General features: G+C 71.6%; 18 protein-coding genes and 1 riboswitch. Of the genes, 13 read left to right on the top strand and 5 right to left on the bottom strand.

Annotated features, from left to right (window positions below; all coding sequences use genetic code 11):
- The first annotated feature begins 248 nt into the window (after positions 1 to 248).
- From ACFV9O_RS36855 to ACFV9O_RS36830, 6 genes are all read left to right on the top strand, one after another.
- Entirely contained in the window at positions 249 to 689 is a 441-nt protein-coding gene (locus ACFV9O_RS36855) for an RrF2 family transcriptional regulator (protein WP_385426432.1), read from the top strand.
- A gap of 95 nt (positions 690 to 784) precedes the next feature.
- Positions 785 to 1,981 (top strand): globin domain-containing protein, encoded by a 1,197-nt coding sequence (locus ACFV9O_RS36850; protein ID WP_385426429.1) that lies wholly within the window; start codon positions 785 to 787, stop codon positions 1,979 to 1,981.
- Between the two features lie 242 nt (positions 1,982 to 2,223).
- Entirely contained in the window at positions 2,224 to 2,649 is a 426-nt protein-coding gene (locus tag ACFV9O_RS36845) for a hypothetical protein (RefSeq protein WP_385426426.1), read from the top strand.
- Between the two features lie 324 nt (positions 2,650 to 2,973).
- On the top strand, positions 2,974 to 3,408 hold the full coding sequence (locus tag ACFV9O_RS36840) for a hypothetical protein (protein WP_385426423.1): 435 nt from the start codon (positions 2,974 to 2,976) through the stop codon (positions 3,406 to 3,408).
- A 131-nt stretch (positions 3,409 to 3,539) separates the two neighbouring features.
- A complete protein-coding gene (locus tag ACFV9O_RS36835; protein WP_385426420.1) occupies positions 3,540 to 4,721 on the top strand; it encodes a PLP-dependent cysteine synthase family protein in 1,182 nt (393 codons plus the stop codon).
- 50 nt (positions 4,722 to 4,771) lie between these two features.
- Positions 4,772 to 6,028 (top strand): MFS transporter, encoded by a 1,257-nt coding sequence (locus tag ACFV9O_RS36830; protein ID WP_385426434.1) that lies wholly within the window; start codon positions 4,772 to 4,774, stop codon positions 6,026 to 6,028.
- A gap of 114 nt (positions 6,029 to 6,142) precedes the next feature.
- On the opposite strand, the gene ACFV9O_RS36825 is transcribed toward ACFV9O_RS36830, so the two are convergent.
- Entirely contained in the window at positions 6,143 to 7,108 is a 966-nt protein-coding gene (locus ACFV9O_RS36825; protein WP_385426418.1) for a hypothetical protein, read from the bottom strand.
- Positions 7,109 to 7,345: 237 nt separating this feature from the next.
- Between ACFV9O_RS36825 and ACFV9O_RS36820 the strand changes: the two genes are divergently transcribed.
- Positions 7,346 to 9,610 (top strand): heavy metal translocating P-type ATPase, encoded by a 2,265-nt coding sequence (locus ACFV9O_RS36820; protein WP_385426416.1) that lies wholly within the window; start codon positions 7,346 to 7,348, stop codon positions 9,608 to 9,610.
- A gap of 94 nt (positions 9,611 to 9,704) precedes the next feature.
- Here ACFV9O_RS36820 and ACFV9O_RS36815 read toward each other — a convergent pair whose 3' ends face one another.
- Both ACFV9O_RS36815 and ACFV9O_RS36810 read right to left on the bottom strand, forming a co-directional pair.
- Positions 9,705 to 10,478: a CbtA family protein gene (locus ACFV9O_RS36815; RefSeq protein WP_385426413.1), complete on the bottom strand. Its 774-nt coding sequence runs from the start codon at positions 10,476 to 10,478 to the stop codon at positions 9,705 to 9,707.
- A 21-nt stretch (positions 10,479 to 10,499) separates the two neighbouring features.
- Positions 10,500 to 10,721: a CbtB domain-containing protein gene (locus tag ACFV9O_RS36810; RefSeq protein WP_385426410.1), complete on the bottom strand. Its 222-nt coding sequence runs from the start codon at positions 10,719 to 10,721 to the stop codon at positions 10,500 to 10,502.
- 34 nt (positions 10,722 to 10,755) lie between these two features.
- Positions 10,756 to 10,938, bottom strand: a riboswitch (cobalamin riboswitch).
- Positions 10,939 to 11,044: 106 nt separating this feature from the next.
- Between ACFV9O_RS36810 and ACFV9O_RS36805 the strand changes: the two genes are divergently transcribed.
- From ACFV9O_RS36805 to ACFV9O_RS36790, 4 genes are all read left to right on the top strand, one after another.
- Positions 11,045 to 11,611: a histidine phosphatase family protein gene (locus tag ACFV9O_RS36805; RefSeq protein WP_385426407.1), complete on the top strand. Its 567-nt coding sequence runs from the start codon at positions 11,045 to 11,047 to the stop codon at positions 11,609 to 11,611.
- 171 nt (positions 11,612 to 11,782) lie between these two features.
- Positions 11,783 to 12,415 (top strand): DUF1345 domain-containing protein, encoded by a 633-nt coding sequence (locus tag ACFV9O_RS36800; RefSeq protein WP_385426404.1) that lies wholly within the window; start codon positions 11,783 to 11,785, stop codon positions 12,413 to 12,415.
- 510 nt (positions 12,416 to 12,925) lie between these two features.
- A complete protein-coding gene (locus ACFV9O_RS36795) occupies positions 12,926 to 13,396 on the top strand; it encodes a hypothetical protein (protein WP_385426402.1) in 471 nt (156 codons plus the stop codon).
- 95 nt (positions 13,397 to 13,491) lie between these two features.
- Positions 13,492 to 14,145 (top strand): DUF305 domain-containing protein, encoded by a 654-nt coding sequence (locus ACFV9O_RS36790; protein ID WP_385426399.1) that lies wholly within the window; start codon positions 13,492 to 13,494, stop codon positions 14,143 to 14,145.
- Between the two features lie 106 nt (positions 14,146 to 14,251).
- Here ACFV9O_RS36790 and ACFV9O_RS36785 read toward each other — a convergent pair whose 3' ends face one another.
- Positions 14,252 to 14,797 carry a hypothetical protein gene (locus tag ACFV9O_RS36785; protein WP_385426396.1) on the bottom strand — a complete coding sequence of 182 codons (546 nt, stop codon included), beginning with the start codon at positions 14,795 to 14,797 and terminating at the stop codon, positions 14,252 to 14,254.
- Positions 14,797 to 15,015, bottom strand: a complete 219-nt coding sequence (locus ACFV9O_RS36780; protein WP_385426393.1) for a hypothetical protein — start codon at positions 15,013 to 15,015, stop codon at positions 14,797 to 14,799. Before ACFV9O_RS36780 ends, ACFV9O_RS36785 begins: the two co-directional genes overlap by 1 nt.
- 125 nt (positions 15,016 to 15,140) lie before the next feature.
- Between ACFV9O_RS36780 and ACFV9O_RS36775 the strand changes: the two genes are divergently transcribed.
- Positions 15,141 to 15,803, top strand: a complete 663-nt coding sequence (locus ACFV9O_RS36775) for a TetR/AcrR family transcriptional regulator (RefSeq protein ID WP_385426390.1) — start codon at positions 15,141 to 15,143, stop codon at positions 15,801 to 15,803.
- A 380-nt stretch (positions 15,804 to 16,183) separates the two neighbouring features.
- A partial coding sequence (locus tag ACFV9O_RS36770; RefSeq protein ID WP_385426387.1) for a transposase occupies positions 16,184 to 16,551 on the top strand: 368 nt, incomplete at its 3' end.

Here is a 16,551-nt window from a genome sequence, read left to right as displayed (position 1 = left end):
ATCTTCGACCTCGTCGACTACGGCGTCGTCGGCGACCTCTTCCAGGTCGTCCCGCAGCTGACCGAGGAGATCAACACCCGCAAGGGCTGACCCCCCGGCACACGCCCGCCACGGGGCCGCACGGTGAACCCACCGCGCGGCCCCATGCCATGCGCCGAGCACTGCGCCGCGCTCCTGGCAGCCGCAGTCCCGGCACGCGACCCGGCATTGAATACGCATTCAAGATGCTTATTTGATAGGGTCGAGGTGTGCGGTTGACGAAGTTCAGCGATCTGGCATTGCGCGCGGTCATGCGCCTGGCGGTCGTCCGGGACGGCGAGTCCCTGACGACGCGCGAGGTGGCCGAGGCGATGGATGTGCCGTACGCCCATATGGCCAAGGCCGTGGCGCGGCTGCAGCATCTCGGTGTGCTGGAGGCACGGCGCGGCCGGGGCGGCGGGCTGGAGCTCACCGGCTTCGGCCGGGGCGCCTCGATCGGCTGGCTGCTGCGCGAGCTGGAAGGCGAGGAGGAAGTGGTGACCTGCGAGGGCGACACCCCGTGTCCGCTGCGCGGCGCCTGCCGGCTCCGCGGGGCCCTGCGCGCCGCCCAGCAGGCGTTCTACAGCTCCCTCGACCCTCTGACCGTGTCGGACGTCGTGGCCGCCCCCACCGGGCCGGTCCTGCTGACGCTCACGGGGCGGGGCGCCTGAGGCACATCGCCTGATTCCGCACGATCTCCCGATCCCGGGCCACCGGGAACGCACACACAAAAATACGAAGATCACTTACCACTTTGGAGGCTGGTGTGCTCTCGGAGCAGTCCGTCCCCGTCGTCCGTGCCACTCTGCCCGCCGTCGGCGGGGCGATCGGTGAGATCACCGACCGCTTCTACCGCAACCTGTTCACGGCCCACCCGGAACTCCTGCGCGATCTGTTCAACCGCGGCAACCAGGCCGGCGGCGCGCAGAAGCAGGCCCTTGCCGGCGCCATAGCAGGCTTCGCCACGATGCTGGTGGACCGTCCCGGCGCCCGGCCGGACGTTCTGCTCTCGCGGATCGCCCACAAGCACGCCTCACTCGGCATCACCTCCGAGCAGTACAAGATCGTCCATCGCCACCTCTTCGACGCGATCGCCGAAGTACTGGGCGACGCGGTCACGCCCGAGGTCGCCGCTGCCTGGGACGAGGTGTACTGGCTGATGGCCAACGCCCTGATCGCCCTGGAAGCACGGCTGTACGAGGAGGCGGGCGTCGCCGAGGGCGAGGTCTGGCGCCCCATGCGGGTGACCAGCCGTCGCCAGGAGACCCCCGATGTCGCCTCCTTCACGCTCTTCCCCGCCGACGGTGAGCCGGCCGGCCGGTTCCTCCCCGGGCAGTACGTCAGCGTTCAGACCGAACTCCCGGACGGGGCACGGCAGATCCGCCAGTACAGCCTGTCGTACGGTCCCGGCCACACCGAATGGCGGATCAGCGTCAAGAGGGTCAGCGGCACGACCGGACCCGACGGCGAGATGTCCTCGTGGCTGCACGAGAACCTGCGGGCGGGAGACACCCTCATGGTGTCCGCCCCGTTCGGGGGACTGACCCTGCCGGACGGGGACGGTCCGCTGCTGCTCGGCTCGGCCGGCATCGGCTGCACACCGATGCTGTCCATGCTGCACGAGCTGGTCGCCACCGGATCCACCCGGCGGCTGATCGTCGCGCACGCCGACCGCTCCCCCGCCGACCACGCCCACCGCGAGGAACTCGCCTGGCTCGTCCGGGCGTTGCCGAACGCGGAGTGCCACCTCTGGTACGAGACGCCGGACGGCGCCGCCCCCCGTGCGCGGGCCGGCCGGAAGGACGTGGGCGCGCTCGACCTGCCCGAGGGCCTGACGGCGTATCTGTGCGGCCCCCTGCCGTACCTCCGTGCGGTCCGCGGGGATCTGATGCGGCACGGTGTGCCGGCCGCCGGCATTCACTACGAGGTCTTCGGCCCCGACCTGTGGTTCGGGCAGGGGTGAACCCGGGAGCAACGACCCTGGAGCGGCCGTGGGTTGGCCGGCCGCACCAGGCATCCCCGGTCAGGCGCTGCCGGAGGTTGCGGCGGGGGCGCCGTACCCGCCGAACTCGTAGATCGAATAGCCTCAGGTGGTCCTGCGTTCGACCCCCTGCATCCGCACGAAGCGGACCGGATCACTGCCTTGGCTTGATGTTTGCGACCACAACGAGGGGATCTGCCGGGACGAGCCGCTAGGATCACGGCATGGTCACGGCCTGGTCGTCTTCCCGCATGTCGCGGGCCCGCTCATCGGCGGGCCCGTTGCGCATGCTGTGGGTGGCCATGCTGCTGTTCGCCTTCGTGTACGCGCACGGCGTGAGCGCCGAAGCCGTCACCGCCCATCTCGCCGCAGGCGCGACCGTGTCCACGGCGGCCTCCGCGGACGGCCGCGCGGTCGAGGACATGCCCGTGGACCACCACGGTGGTGGTCACGGCCCGTCCCCTCAGGCCGAGGAGTGCATGCCGGGCCAGCCGCAGGAGAGCCCTGCTCTGGATGCTCCCGGCGCATGTGCCCTCGTGGACGCGGACACTTCACCGTCGGTGCCACCTGCTCCCGTCGCTTTCGGTGACGTGGCGTCGGCCAAGCAATTGCCCAGTTCGTCGATAAGAGCCACCGTTCTCCAGATCTAGGATGCGGCGACCGCCCGCCGGCCCGCGACGCCTTCCCGCCTGACACAGCTCCGGGACAGCCCCTTCGGCTGTGGGCGTGACTCGACCGGCCCTCTCGCCGCCCATGCCTCGCCCGACGCACGCTTCGCGCGCTGGGCTCTGCGATCCGCGCCCTGTGCGCTGTGTTCTGCGCACTGCGGTCACTGCGAGGCGGATTCCTGCGGCGATGTCCCGACCCTGCCCGCCTGCCCGGCTGCCGTTGTGATGCACCGCGTGCGTACGACGGCCCCCTGCGGAGGAACTGTGCTCCCGTCGTCCCGCGTTCGCTCGCGCCTGCCTGCCTCCGTGCAGGGCGGGCCCATCGCCCTGCACCTCGGCGGGCTCCTACTGATCGCGCTGCTCCTGATCCTGCTCGACTGTGCGCTGCTGCTGCACGCATCGGGCCATGCCCATGGCTCGGTCCGTGCCGACGCAGACGCCGACGCCGACGCCGTAACCGTCGTTGTCACCGTCGCCGCCACCGACGCCCGACCCGGCATCGTGCAGATGGCGCGCCTCGGGACACCTGCTCACTCCTCATGTATGTCGGCAGGTTCGGACGTGGAGCCGGCCGTACGGCAGGAGGTACGCATGGCGCCGGTCACCACCGCGGCGAAGGACGCAGCAGGACCGGCACGCGCTGCCGTGCCCGAGGGAGGCCCCCGGTCCGCGTCGGGAGAGGCCCCGCACACCGACTCCGGAAGGTCCACGCTGTGCGCGCTGTGTCGGTGGCGGACGTAGGCCATGCCCTTCGGGCCGCGCCACGCGCGGCCACCGCCTCTCCCCGAGGGACCGGGCCACCGGCCGGGGACGGGCGCAGCGCGAGAGATCAGCCACCCGACACGCCGTTGACGAAAGTTGAGAGGCGACCGATGCACTCTCCCCACAGCACACGCCATCCGAGCGCGCCCGGCCACGCCGACCTGGCCGGCCTGGTCGGCAACACTCCCCTCCTCCACGTCGGTGAACCCTTGGCTCCCGCGGGACGAGGATTCTGGGCGAAGCTCGAAGGCTTCAATCCCGGCGGCATCAAGGACCGCCCCGGCCTGCACATGGTCGAACGTGCCCTGGCCCGCGGTGATCTGAGCCCCGGAGGCCGGATCATCGAGTCCACCAGCGGCACGCTCGGGCTCGGCCTGGCCCTGGCGGGCATGGTCCACGGCCATCCGGTCACCCTCGTCACCGACCCGGGCCTGGAACCGTCCATGACCCGTCTGCTGACCGCCTACGGCGCCCAGGTCGACGTCGTCGCCGAACCCCACCCCACCGGTGGCTGGCAGCAGGCACGCCGTGACCGTGTCACCCGGCTGATGCGGCAGTACGAGGATTCCTGGTGCCCGGACCAGTACAACAACCCCGACAACACGACCGCCTACACACCGCTCGCCCTCGAACTGGCCACGGGACTCGGCCACATCGACGTCCTGGTGTGCAGCGTCGGCACCGGCGGGCACTCCGCAGGGGTCTCACGCGTTCTTCAGCAGCTCCACCCCGGACTGCGGCTCGTGGGCGTGGACACCATCGGCTCCACGATCTTCGGTCAGCCCGCCCGCCCCCGTCTGATGCGCGGACTCGGTTCGAGCATCTACCCCCGAAACGTCGCCTACGACCACTTCTCCGAGGTGCACTGGGTCGCCCCCGGCGAGGCGGTGTGGACCTGCAGGCAGCTGGCCGCCTCGCACTACGCCACCGGCGGGTGGAGCGTCGGTGCGGTCGCCCTGGTCGCCGGATGGCTGGCGCGCACGCTGCCCGCCGGCACGCGCATCGCGGCGATCTTCCCGGACGGGCCGCAACGCTACCTGGGCACCGTGTACGACGACGACTACTGCGCCGCCCACGGGCTCCTCCACTCGCCGCCCGCGGCCGAGCCGGACGTCATCGGCCGTCTGGACGAGAAGGAGGTCACTCGCTGGACCCGGTGCACACGTGTGGTCGATCCGCTCGCCCTCACCCCGGCCACGGGCACGGACACGGGGAGGGGCACGGGCAGGGGTACGGACGAGGCGGCCGCCGATGACCTGCGCTCCGCCGTTGACGCCGAGGGGGGCCGGTGAAGAGCACCGTCACGGAGTTCCGCTCCTACGAACGCAGCGTCCGGCTGCTGATGGTGAATCAGTTCACCATCAACCTCGGCTTCTACATGCTGATGCCGTATCTGGCCACGCACCTGGCCGGGCCTCTCGGGCTGGCCGGGTGGCTCGTCGGGCTGATCCTCGGCGTACGCAACTTCAGCCAGCAGGGCATGTTCCTGGTCGGCGGCACACTGGCCGACCGGCTCGGATACAAGCCGATGATCATCGCCGGGCTCGTGCTGCGCACCGCCGGCTTCGCGACTCTCGGTCTCGTCGGCTCGGTGCCCGCGCTGATCGCCGCCTCCGCCGCGACGGGACTGGCCGGGGCGTTGTTCAACCCGGCCTCGCGCGCCTGTCTGGCCATGGACGCGGGAGAACGCCGGGTCGAGGCGTTCGCCCTGTTCAACGTCTTCTACCAGGCCGGGATCATGCTCGGCCCGCTGGTGGGCATGGTGCTGACCGGGGTCGGCTTCCGCGTCACGTGCCTGACGGCGGCCGGCATCTTCGCGGTGCTGAGCATCGTGCAGGTCCGCGCGCTTCCGGCGCGCCGGCCCGACGCCGCAGGGGCCCGGGCGGACGGCCGTCGCGAGAGTGTGCTGTCGCAGTGGCGGAGCATCCTGTCCAACCGGCGCTTCCTGCTGTTCTCGCTCGCCATGATCGGCTCGTACGTGATGTCGTTCCAGGTCTATCTCGCCCTGCCGCTGGAAGTACGGCGGCTGGGCGGCGGGGGCACGTTCGGCACGGCCGCGGTGGCGCTGCTGTTCGCCGTGTCCGGTCTGAGCACGATTCTCGGCCAGACGAGAGTGACCGCGTGGTGCAAGGCCCGTATGGAGCCGGGGCGTGCGCTCACCCGGGGGCTGCTCACCATGGGCATCGCGTTCGTACCCCTGCTGCTCGCCACGGCAGTGCCCGTACCGGGCGGCGGAATCGGGCTGTGGCTGCTGGCGGCGGCGCCGCCCGCGCTGTCCGCGCTGCTGCTCGCCGTGGGCACGATGATCGCCTATCCGTTCGAGATGGACACCATCGTCCGTCTCTCCGGTGACCGTCTCGTCGCCACGCACTACGGCCTGTACAACACCATCTGCGGGGTCGGCATCACGCTCGGGAACCTGCTCACCGGGGTCGCCCTGGACGCTGCCCGCAACGCGGGGGTGTCCGCGCTGCCGTGGACGGCTTTGTCCCTGCTGGGCCTCGCCTGCGCCGCCGCCGTCCACGGTCTCGATCGCACCGGACGCCTCGCAGACCCGGCCGCTGCGGCTCGGCGCGGGGCGGAGCCCGCCACGGCCTGACGGGACTCGCCAGTCGGACGGGACTCGCCAGGAGGCCGGGCCGGGGGCGCAAGGTTCACACCCCTGCCCGGCATCCTGGCCCGTCTGCCTGTGCGCGAGCCCGTCCGGCCGTTCTCAGTGCTGATGACCGTCGGACGTATCTCCGGCCGGGGGCTCGGCGTTCTGCTGAGCTCCCGTGGACGTTCCGGCCTGGACCGTGAAGGCCGCGGTGCGGACCGTGCCGTTGTGCTTGAAGTCGAGGAAGAGGCGGTAGGCCGCGGAGCTGGGCGCGGTCGCGGTGAACGAGATCTCCGGTCCGGGCCTGGTGGTGCCGTCACCGGGCTCGCCGTTGGGGTGGACATGGAGGTAGGCGAGGTCACCGGAGCGCAGGGCGACAAGGTGTCCGTAGGCGCCGAGATAGGGCTGGAGGTCGGTGACCGGGCGGCCGTCCTTGCTCACGTTCAGCGTGAGTTCCCCGGCCGCACCTGGGCGGAGACCGCCGTTCAGGGTGACGGTGTATCCGTCGACGGTGGCGGTTCGGGAGGGCTTGGGCAGCGCAGCGGGCTTGTAGGGGCCTGCGGCGGCAAGGTCGGCGCCGAGCGTGAGGTTGGTGCTGTTCCTGCCGGTGGGCGTGAAGTCGGCGAAGAGGCGGTAGTCGCCGGCGGCCGGGAGGGTGACGGGGGTCGCCCAGGTGCCGTCGTCGGCACGGATCGGGTGCAGGTGCTGGTACGTGGCGAGGTCGTGCGAGGCGAGGATCAGGTGGAGTTCCTTGCCGTGCGCGCGCTGATAGGCGGTGACCGGCCGGCCGGCCCGGTCGCGGACGGCGAAGCGCAGGTCACTCGTCTTGCCGGCGTCGAGGCGTGGGGTCGCGAGATCGAGGCTGTAGCCGGACTCGGAGACCTGGAGGCCTCCGGCCGGTGTGTCCGAGTGGCCGCTGTGGCCCCCTCCGCGATCGGGTGAGGCGCTCTTGGCGTGGTCGGCGTGGGCCGCCGGTGCGGAGGCGCCGGTGAGGGGGTCGGCGGCGCCGCCGAGGGCGTAGGCAGCGCCGAAGGTCGCCGCGAGTGCGGCCGTGAAAGCGGTGATCTTCAGGGCGGTGTTCATGACGTGCTCCTACCTTCCTGCCATGGAGGGACTCGAGCGATCCCGACCTCCGCATCGTATACCCCTGAGGGGTATATTCAAGCCTCCCGAAGACTGATGGAAAATACGGGACGGGGGTATACTCGATACCATCGAATCATACCCCCCTAGGGTATAGTCGCCATTGTCGAGTCCGTCCGTGCCCGGCATCCGTCGCCGGGCACGGCCACGCCCTTTCCATCAGCTCGAGGAGCAGCGATGACTACCACGGTCCCCGACACCGCCGAGGTCGAACTCGCCATCGGCGGGATGACCTGCGCCTCGTGCGCCGCGCGCATCGAGAAGAAGCTCAACCGGATGGACGGGGTGGAGGCCACCGTCAACTACGCCACCGAAAAGGCGAAGATCGCCTACCGGGGCGCGGACGTCTCCGTGGCGGACCTGATCTCCACCGTGGAAGCGACCGGCTACACCGCCGCGCCCCCGGCTCCCACTCGCACAAGTGGTCAAGGGGAACCCGCCCCGGCTCCCGAGGGCGGCGAGGCGGACGAGCTTCGGCCGCTGCGGCAGCGTCTGATCACCGCGGTGATCCTGTCCGTACCCGTGATCGCCATGGCCATGGTGCCCGCGCTGCAGATCGAGTACTGGCAGTGGCTGTCGCTGACGCTGGCCGCCCCGGTCGTCACCTACGCGGCCTGGCCCTTCCATCGTGCCGCGCTCACCAACGCCCGGCACGGTGCGGCCACCATGGACACGCTGATCTCGGTGGGCACCTCGGCCGCGTTCCTGTGGTCGCTGTGGGCGCTGTTCTTCGGCACCGCCGGCATGCCCGGCATGACCCATCCCTTCGAGCTGACCATCGCCCGCAGCGACGGTGCAGGAAACATCTACCTGGAGGCCGCGGCCGGGGTCACCGCGTTCATCCTGGCCGGCCGCTACTTCGAGGTCCGCTCCAAGCGCAGGGCCGGAGCCGCGCTGAAGGCACTGCTGGAGCTGGGCGCGAAGGACGTCACGGTCCTGCGCAACGGCCGTGAAGTGCTGATCCCGACGGCCGAGTTGCAGGTCGGCGACCGCTTCCTGGTCCGTCCCGGGGAGAAGATCGCCACCGACGGCACCGTCGTCGAGGGCGCCTCCGCGGTGGACGCCTCCATGCTGACCGGCGAGTCCGCGCCGGTCGAGGTGGGCGAGGGCGACTCGGTCACCGGCGCGACGCTGAACGCCGGCGGACGGCTCGTCGTCGAGGCCACGCGCGTGGGCGCCGACACACAGCTCGCGCGGATGGCGAAGCTCGTCGAGGACGCCCAGAACGGCAAGGCGGCCGCCCAGCGCCTCGCCGACAGGATCTCCGCCGTGTTCGTGCCCGTCGTCATCGCGCTCGCGCTCGGCACACTCGGCTTCTGGCTCGGCAACGGCGCGGGCCTGACGGCCGCGTTCACCGCCGCCGTCGCCGTACTGATCATCGCCTGCCCGTGCGCCCTGGGTCTGGCCACCCCGACGGCCCTCATGGTCGGCACGGGCCGCGGCGCCCAGCTCGGCATCCTCATCAAGGGCCCCGAAGTCCTGGAGTCCACCCGCAAGGTCGACACCGTCGTCCTGGACAAGACCGGCACCGTCACCACCGGCAGGATGACCCTGCTGAAGGTGCACACCGCCGACGGCCAGGACGAAGCGGAGGTGCTGCGGCTGGCGGGCGCGCTGGAGCACGTCTCCGAGCACCCCGTCGCCCGGGCCGTCGCCACCGGCGCCCTGGAACGGCTGGGCACCCTGCCCACCCCGGAGGACTTCGCGAACCTCCCCGGGCTCGGCGTGCAGGGCATCGTGGACGGCCACGCCGTCCTCGTCGGCCGCGAGAAGCTGCTGGCCGAGTGGGCGATGGGCCTGCCCGCAGGCCTGGAGCGCGCCAGGGCGGAGGCCGAGGCGTCCGGACGTACCGCCATCGCGGTCGCCTGGGACGGCGAGGCCCGCGCCCTGCTCGAGGTCGCCGACGCGGTCAAGGACACCAGCGCCGAGGCGATCCGCCGGCTGCGCGGCCTGGGCCTGACGCCGATCCTCCTGACCGGCGACAACAAGGCGGTCGCCGACGCGGTCGCGGCCGAGGTCGGCATCGACGAGGTGATCGCCGAGGTGATGCCCGAGGACAAGGCCGCCGTCGTCAAGCGGCTCCAGGGCGAGGGCCGTTCGGTTGCCATGGTCGGCGACGGCGTGAACGACGCCGCGGCACTCGCCCAGGCCGACCTGGGTCTGGCCATGGGCACGGGCACGGACGCCGCCATCGAAGCCGGCGATCTGACCCTGGTACGCGGCGACCTGAGGGCCGCGGCGGACGCCATCCGGCTCGCGCGCAGGACCCTCGGCACCATCAGGTCGAACCTGTTCTGGGCCTTCGCCTACAACGTGGCGGCCCTGCCACTCGCGGCCGCCGGCCTGCTCAACCCCATGATCGCGGGCGCGGCCATGGCCTTCTCGTCCGTCTTCGTCGTCGGCAACAGCCTGCGCCTGCGCCGCTTCCGCGCCGCCGGCTGACCGCCGTCGCCCGCCCGTTCCGCAGGCCGGCGAAGCGACAGGGACCCGCCGGGCGCGCCCCCGACGGGTCCCTCGCGCGCGTCTCCCCCGCGCGTCAGTGCGCCGGAGCCGACGCGGATGGTGCTGCCGGGTCCGCCGAGGCCGGCCGCTGCGCGGACCGGGGTTCCAGGACCCGTTCCGCGAGCGGGCCGAGGATCAGCCCCAGGGCTGCCCAGAGCAGGGCCTGGACACCCAGCGAGGCGAGCCGGAACTCCCACAGCACGGCGGCCGGGAAGTGCTCGGGGAGCGCATCCCCGGCCGGGAGGAAGGCCATGGCGACCCCAAGGACCGCCGCGAAGGCGGCACTTGCGGCCACCGCGGCGTTCCAGGTGCCCCAGCGCCGTGCGAGGCTCCGTCCGAACAGCAGCGCGCCGATCGCCAGCAGCACGCTCAGGGCGATCATCAGGAAGAACAGCGCGGTGCGCTGGTTGAGGGTTGCCGGGTCGCCGACGGCGGGCGGGTTGGCGGGGTACTTCAGGAAGGGCACCAGAGCGACGGTGACGAAGCCGCCCAGGGCGACCAGGGCCGCGGTGGCCCTGGCGCCGAAGCGGCCGACGCGGCCCAGCGCGAAGCAGAACGCCAGGGCGGTGATACCGCCGAGTGCGATGCCGTAGACGAGGGCGGCCGTGGCCAGTCCCGCGGTCGACTGCACCGCACGGCTGACCAGCTCCTCTTCGCCGTGCTCATGGGAGTGCGCGGACTCGAAGGCGATGGCGGCGTCCACACTCGGCTCGCCCACCACGTAGGCGAATCCGAAGGCGACCAGCCCGGCCAGGACACCCGCGATCATGCCGCGCACCAACAGGGCGCGTACGGTGACGGAGTTCATCTTGGTTGCGTCCGTCCCGTATCAGTGGCAGGGGAAGCCCAGCAGGTGCCGGCCGTCGTGCACCCACTCGTGGACGCTCTCGCCGGAGAACACGGAGAAGGCGCCCTGCTCGGCGCCGACGAAGTACAGCAGCACGAGCATCAGCAGGCCGAAGAAGGCGGCCCAGGGCAGAATCGCCCGGACCGGCAGCTTCGCCACGGAGGGCGGAGCAAGGGGGACAGGGGTGATGGCGGACTGAGCCACGGCGTACCTCCTCGGGAACACGCGTCCCGCATTGTGTGGAGCACATGACGACGGCAACGGGTCTGACTCACCGGACAGCCCCTCCCGCAGGGGGAGTTGCCGCTCGGCACACAGTGGCGCGACCGTGCCGGGTTTCCACCGGGCTTCCGTGTGCGCCGTCGTCCTTTCGGAGCAGAGGGTACAGGCGGCGGTACGGACCGTCGATACCGCCCATGACCAGGTGACCTGTGACTCTCGGCACCCCTGGCATCATCACGCGCATCACACCCGCACGCCCCAGGGGGGCGGACCACGCGGGAACGACGACGGGGAGGTATTCGGCCATGACGATCCGGCTCACACTGCTGTGCGCCGCCGCGGGCCCCGCGGTGCGGGAAGCCCGGTTCGGCGACGGCCCGCTGGACGAGCGGGGCGCGCGCGAGGCGCGTACGGTGGCGGGCGCGCTGCCCGCGGCGTCGCTGCACTACCGTGCGCCCTCGGTCCGGTGCGAACAGACCACCGGGGCACTGGGGTTCACGGCGGCGACCGTCGAACCCGCATTGCGCGACTGCGACTTCGGGCGCTGGAGCGGCCGCTCACTGGAGGACGTGGCCGCGGAGGAGTCCGACGGAGTCGCCGCCTGGGCGACCGATCCGGCGGCGGCGCCGCACGGCGGGGAGTCCGTCACGGCCCTGCTCCTGCGCGTCGCCGACTGGATGGACGGCCTGCCCGAGGACGCGGGCCGCGTGCTCGCCGTCGCCGAACCCTCCGTCGTACGCGCCGCGACCGTGCACGCCCTGGGCGCTCCCCCGGCCGCCTTCTGGCGCGTCGACGCGCCCCCGCTGTCCCTCGTCACGCTCACCGGGCGGGCGGGGCGCTGGAACCTCCGGCTGAACGGGCCGGTGGCCTAGCCTCGTCCTTTCACGCGGCCGGCCGTCCGAGGGGTGATCAGGAGAGCGTGCTGGGCGGAGTCCGATCGGGAGACGGCTTCCCCTACTTGAGTCGAGCCGGCGTCGGCCGACCGTCCGGGACGACACGCTCCGCCGCGCTGATCAGCGAGGACGGGACTACCGTCGTCGTGCATGAGCACCTGGCTGCCACTCGATGCCGTCCCCCGCCTCGCGGGTGCGGTCGTCCTCGGAGCCGTGGTCGGCGTCGCCGTCGGGCTGCCGATGGGGGTACCGCTGGGCGCACTGGCCGGGATCGCCGCGATGCAGCTGGCCTTCGTCGTGGCGGGCTGGGCGGTGCTCTGGCCGATGGACGCCACGGCCACCCACCGCAATGCCCGGCGTGAGGACTTCCGGCCCGTCACCGACGAACTCGTGGTCGTGGCGGTCGCCCTGTGTGGACTGGTCGCCATCGTGCTGCTGCTCATGCTCGGCGAGCGCGACACCCACCACACCGGCGCCGCGACCGCGCTCTGCGGCGTGTTCATGGCGTGGGCCGCACTGCACCTGATGTACGCCACCCGCTACGCCTACGTCTACTACGCCACCGCGGGCGGGATCGACTTCAATACCGACGACCCGCCGGCGTACCGGGACTTCTTCTACTTCAGCTACAACCTCGGCATGACCTACCAGGTGTCCGACACCGACGTCTCGAGTTCGACCGTCCGAGCGATCGTGCTGCGGCACGCACTCCTGTCGTACGTCTTCGGCACCAGCATTCTCGCCACCGCCATCAACCTCGTCGTGGGACTCGTCACCGGCTGACGCCGGGACCCTCGGCAGGCCCCCACCCAGCTGCCGCACTAGCGATGGCGACCTGCCGGTCGGTCGACGACACTCGAGGCAGCGGCGCCTGAAGACGGGTGGGCCGTGATCACCGTGGCGGCGAGTGGCCGCGGTGTCTGCAGGACGCGGCGATCCGCCGAGGTGGGACGGCGGAGGCATCGTCGTGGCGTCACGCCGCGCACCGGAAGCGTGGTCCCGTCCGGGACGGTAGCCGGCCCGCCGCGCCGGGAGCTCTTGCCGGTGGCCCGCCCCCACACTCTGGGGGCGGGCCACCGCTGTCCGCGTCCCCGTCGTCCGCTGGGCCCCGGTACCCCCATGTCCGCGTCGACGGCACCGCACGCGGGGTGGTCTCGCAGGGCTGGTCCCGTGATGCCGTCCTCATGGGCACGACGGGTCGGCGGGGCCCGCAGGGCTTGTGCCCGGGCCCTCGGGTTATCGTCGACGGCGGAGGTGAGCGTGAGGGTGCAGCCATACATACAGGCAGTGGGCGTGGCGGCACGTCTTCTGCTCGTCGTGGCGCTGGCGCTCGGTGTGTTCGTGATGCACACCGTCGGACATCCCGGCGAGGGCTCCGGCATGACCTCCGATTCGCACGTCGCCGACTCGGGCGGGGTGCCCGCATATGGGCACCGGGCGGCCGCTGTCACGGAGGCGGGCCCGCCGCCTGCGATGGCGGTGGCTGTGCCGAAGACGTCCACGGCGACGGACTCGCACGCCGGTCACGGTCCCGCGCCGACTGGCGCCACCGCACCGGCGGACGACCCGGGCATGGCCATGGACATGGCGTCGCTGTGCGTGGCGGTCCTGGGCACCTGGGCTCTGGCCGCGCTGCTGCACGCGGTGTTCGTACGCCGGCGCGACTGGCTCGCCCGGCTTGCCGACGGGGTGCTCGCCGTCGCACGCGCCAACCCTCCGCCCCGAGCACCCGACCTCGCAAAGCTGTCGATTCTGCGCATATAGGCCGGTCCTCCTGCGCGGGCGCGCCCGACCGGGCTGCCCGCCAAGACGCCTGCCCGTTCACGCATTTCGGAATCGATCACACGAGGTACACGGACATGACCTCCTTCAAGCGTGCCCTGAACCGGCCCATGGGCCGGGCCCTGAACCGCCGCGTCGCGATGGCGGGAGCCGTCGCCGCCGGAGCCCTGCTGCTCACCGCCTGCGGCGACGGCGGCGCGGACTCCTCCGCTCCCTCTCCGGACGTCACCGCATCGGCCTCGGCCGGAGCGTTCAACGACGCCGACGTCGCGTTCGCGCAGGGGATGATCCCGCACCACGAGCAGGCCCTGGAGATGGCCCGGCTGGCCGGCGGCCGCGCCTCCGACCAGGCGATCAAGACGCTCGCCGAACAGGTCGAGAAGGCCCAGGATCCCGAGATCAGGACGATGCGGTCCTGGCTCACCGCCTGGGGCAAGCCCCAGTCCCCCGGCATGGATCACGGCACGGGCCACGGCGCGGGCCACGGCGACGGGCAGATGCCCGGGATGATGTCCGACAAGGACATGGACGCGCTCATGGCCGCCAAGGGCACCGACTTCGACCGCAAGTTCGCCCAGATGATGATCGACCATCACAACGGCGCCATCGACATGGCGAGGGACGAGCAGGCGAACGGCCGCAACGCCGACGCCAAGAAGCTCGCCGACGCCGTCGACACCGGCCAGTCCGCCGAGGTCGAGCGGCTGCAGAGCATCCTCGACCGGCTCTGATCCGCACCGTACGCAACGCCGTTCCGGGCCTTCCGCGCGAAGGCCCGGAACGGCGGGCCGCACTCCTCCCCTCGGCAGGACAAGCGGTCGCGGGCCCCGCGGCCGGTCAGGGGGCGGCGGCTCCCGCGGCCTGCGGCGCGGTGCGCTGCTCGTACAGCCTGCGGAGTTCGCGGCGGGTCCGCCCTTGCGGCTTGTACACGGACAGGGCCGTTGCCGCGAGGAGCACGAGCGCGGCAGCGGCAGACTGGATCACGAGCTGGGTCCTCAGTCCGGCCAGTTCGCCACCGGAGAAGTCCGTGCCGGCGGCCATGTCGGCGAGGTGGCCGACCGGCTGCATGTGCACGATCAGGACGGCCGTGGACACCGCGGTGATCACCAGTTTCACGACGACCCAGTAGTGCCGGACCACGCCCCAGGTGGAGCCGAGGGACGAGACGACGCCGGTCAGCAGCGTGGCGAAGGCCAGCGGGACGATCACGTACCAGCCGGTCAGGTCCATCGCGACGTACGCGGACCGCGCCGTCGCGGGATCCGCCCCGGTCAGTCCTGCGACCGCGAGGGTCAGGAAGACGACGACGGCGCCGAGCCAGCCCACCGAGGCTGTGACGTGCGCCGTGAGCGCGAGCTTGCGCCATCGCGGCGGCATGGCCATCAGCCGTGGCCCCTCATGCCGCCGCCGGCCAGATGCATGATCACGAACGCCGCCACCAGGGCCACGGCGACCGCGGCGGACACGATCACCCATCGTGGCCTGCCGGGGAACGGGGAGGCCGCAGGGGCCGTCACCGGAGCGGCCGAGCCGGCCGGGGCAGCGGGCCTCCCCGCGTCCGGCCCTTCGCTGGAGTGGGGAGCGGGGATGATGTCGGTCATGAGCGTGTCCTTCGCCGTCGCTTGGGTGGCCGTTGCCGATTTCCACTCGGCCGCCCCCTTTTGCAAGACAGAGTGTCTCTGTTAAGTCATGGTGTCACGAAAGCGTCGTCGCGTATATTCGAGAGATGCCGAAGCTCTGGAGCGAGACGATCGAGGCACACCGCAACGCCGTGCGCGACGCGACCCTGGACGCCACCGCGGCACTCGTGGCCGAGCACGGGCTGCTGTCGGTGACGATGTCGCGCATCGCCCAGGAGACCGGCATCGGACGGGCGACGTTGTACAAGTACTTCCCGGACGTCGAGTCGGTGCTGACGGCCTGGCACGAGCGCAGGATCATCCGCCATCTCGAGGACCTCACCGAGGTGAGGGACCGGGCGGGCGACGCGGGCGAGCGGCTCGAAGCCGTGCTGACGGCGTACGCGTTCATGGCCCATGAGCGGCACGAGCACCACGGCAGCGAGCTCGCGGCACTCCTCCATCAGGGCGAGCACGTCGCCGCAGCGCACCAGCAGCTCACCCGACTCGTCCGCGACCTGCTGGCCGAGGGTGCCGAGGCCGGCGACCTGCGGGACGACGTCACGCCCGACGAGCTCGCCGCCTACTGCCTCCACGCCCTCGGTGCGGCCGGGGGCCTGCCCTCACGTGCCGCGGTACGCCGGCTCGTCGCGGTCACGCTCGCCGGGCTGCGCCCACCGGCCGAAGCCGTCGGACCGGCCAGCGCCGACGAGCACGCGGAAGACCACGAGCATCGCCCGCACCACCATCGACGCCACGGTGCCCACTGACGGACGGCCGGTTGGCCAACATCCGATCGACGAACCACGAGTCGGCCGACCACCAGACATCCGACCACCGCTTGGCCAGGCACCGGTCGGACAGCGGCCGGTCTACCATCCACACCAGTCGCCCATCCGCAGCCCGCCCCCGCAGCCGGTCGCTACGAGCCGTCCTACCCCCGCTCGAAGTCGGGCCCCTTGCCGTCGGCGACCTCCCTGGTGAAGACCACGGTGATCGGCCTTCGTGTGCCTACTCCGCCGCCCTTCAGCACGATCTAGCGCGGAACCCCGGGCGTTCACGACTCCGTTGGTAAATCCGCAAACCGGCTTCGCCGACGTGCTGAGGTTGTCATGATCGTTCTGTTCGTCGGAGCGAGGGGTGTGGGTGGGTGTCGCTGGATTCTCGGGACGATGGTGGGGTGCCGGAGCTGACTGCTCGGGTGGTGCGGGCGTCGTTCCCGAAGGGAACGTTGGCAGTCCGGGTGCGTGAGGCGCTCGGTCCGCTGTTCGCGGACGGATCCTTCGCTGAGGCGTTCTCGGCCCGGGGGCGTCCGGCGGTGTCGCCAGGGGCGCTGGCGCTGGTCTCGGTGCTGCAGTACGCAGAGGGACTCACCGATCGGCAGGCCGCCGACCAGGTGCGGGCCCGCATGGACTGGAAGTTCCTCCTCGGCTTGGAGCTGGACGATCCGGGGTTCGACTTCTCCGTCCTGAGCGACTTCCGTGCCCGGCTGATCGGGCACGGACTCGAGGAGCAGGT

Source organism: Streptomyces sp. NPDC059909 (genome assembly GCF_042730885.1).
In the GTDB taxonomy this organism is placed as follows: domain Bacteria; phylum Actinomycetota; class Actinomycetes; order Streptomycetales; family Streptomycetaceae; genus Streptomyces.
The sequence above is the reverse complement of the archived record's forward strand: the minus strand, read 5'-3'. Positions and strand labels throughout refer to the sequence as shown.

Excerpts from the sequence above, each read along its gene's own strand:
- ACFV9O_RS36820 (WP_385426416.1), top strand. The coding sequence starts at position 7,346 with ATGACTACCACGGTCCCCGACACCGCCGAGGTCGAACTCGCCATCGGC.
- ACFV9O_RS36815 (WP_385426413.1), bottom strand. The coding sequence starts at position 10,478 with ATGAACTCCGTCACCGTACGCGCCCTGTTGGTGCGCGGCATGATCGCG.
- ACFV9O_RS36830 (WP_385426434.1), top strand. The coding sequence starts at position 4,772 with ATGGTGAATCAGTTCACCATCAACCTCGGCTTCTACATGCTGATGCCG.
- ACFV9O_RS36790 (WP_385426399.1), top strand. The coding sequence starts at position 13,492 with ATGACCTCCTTCAAGCGTGCCCTGAACCGGCCCATGGGCCGGGCCCTG.
- ACFV9O_RS36845 (WP_385426426.1), top strand. The coding sequence starts at position 2,224 with ATGGTCACGGCCTGGTCGTCTTCCCGCATGTCGCGGGCCCGCTCATCG.
- ACFV9O_RS36805 (WP_385426407.1), top strand. The coding sequence starts at position 11,045 with ATGACGATCCGGCTCACACTGCTGTGCGCCGCCGCGGGCCCCGCGGTG.
- ACFV9O_RS36825 (WP_385426418.1), bottom strand. The coding sequence starts at position 7,108 with ATGAACACCGCCCTGAAGATCACCGCTTTCACGGCCGCACTCGCGGCG.
- ACFV9O_RS36835 (WP_385426420.1), top strand. The coding sequence starts at position 3,540 with ATGCACTCTCCCCACAGCACACGCCATCCGAGCGCGCCCGGCCACGCC.
- ACFV9O_RS36800 (WP_385426404.1), top strand. The coding sequence starts at position 11,783 with ATGAGCACCTGGCTGCCACTCGATGCCGTCCCCCGCCTCGCGGGTGCG.
- ACFV9O_RS36780 (WP_385426393.1), bottom strand. The coding sequence starts at position 15,015 with ATGACCGACATCATCCCCGCTCCCCACTCCAGCGAAGGGCCGGACGCG.
- ACFV9O_RS36785 (WP_385426396.1), bottom strand. The coding sequence starts at position 14,797 with ATGGCCATGCCGCCGCGATGGCGCAAGCTCGCGCTCACGGCGCACGTC.
- ACFV9O_RS36775 (WP_385426390.1), top strand. The coding sequence starts at position 15,141 with ATGCCGAAGCTCTGGAGCGAGACGATCGAGGCACACCGCAACGCCGTG.